This is a genomic window from Thermobrachium celere DSM 8682 (assembly GCF_000430995.1).
Classification (GTDB): Bacteria; Bacillota; Clostridia; order Clostridiales; family Caloramatoraceae; genus Thermobrachium; species Thermobrachium celere.
Genome location: NZ_HF952015.1, coordinates 1 through 610 on the forward strand (window position 1 = coordinate 1; position 610 = coordinate 610).

Genomic DNA, 610 nt, shown 5'->3' on the forward strand with positions numbered 1-610 from the left:
ATAGCATCACTAAAGGCATTAGGATATAGTATTGATGATAATACCATATATATTGCAAAGGTAAGGCTTATGGTGGAAGCTGATTATCCAATTCAAGTTGGTTCAGAAGTAAGAGTACCAGAATTTTATGAGGTTAAGGATCTTCTTTTAAAATCAAAGTTAGATTCAGGACTTATATTAGGGGTTATTAAAAGTTCAGAAGAACTTTATGATTCTATGGATGATGAGTTAAAGGATAGATTTTTATTATACCAAGATGGAAAGATACTAAAACAAAATGGAGTTCCATTTATTTTTGATATTTCATCTATGCAGCAGTATCCTCATATAGGTATATTTGGAGGTTCAGGTTCAGGAAAGTCCTTTGGTCTTAGGGTTATATTAGAAGAATTAATGAWKAWATAAGCCATAGGATATCCTAATATTAAACATATAAGTGTGCTTACTAATGCTAGATTTATAGAACGTTACAAGCACGTTTAATAAAGTGGATCAAAGACCTTATAATTATCTAGAGTAAATGAACCTTGTTAGTTGTAAAAGCGTAAAATAGAACTAGAAATAGTGGAGTACAGCAAATATAGTCATCCATGTTAAATATGGAATAGAG

At 30.5% G+C, this 610-nt stretch carries 1 protein-coding gene; it reads left to right on the plus strand.

Annotation, left to right across the window (positions count from 1 at the left end; all coding sequences use genetic code 11):
* On the plus strand, window positions 1–405 hold a 405-nt coding region (locus tag TCEL_RS00570), incomplete at its 5' end, for a helicase HerA domain-containing protein (RefSeq protein ID WP_040683691.1).
* Window positions 406–610 lie beyond the last annotated feature (205 nt).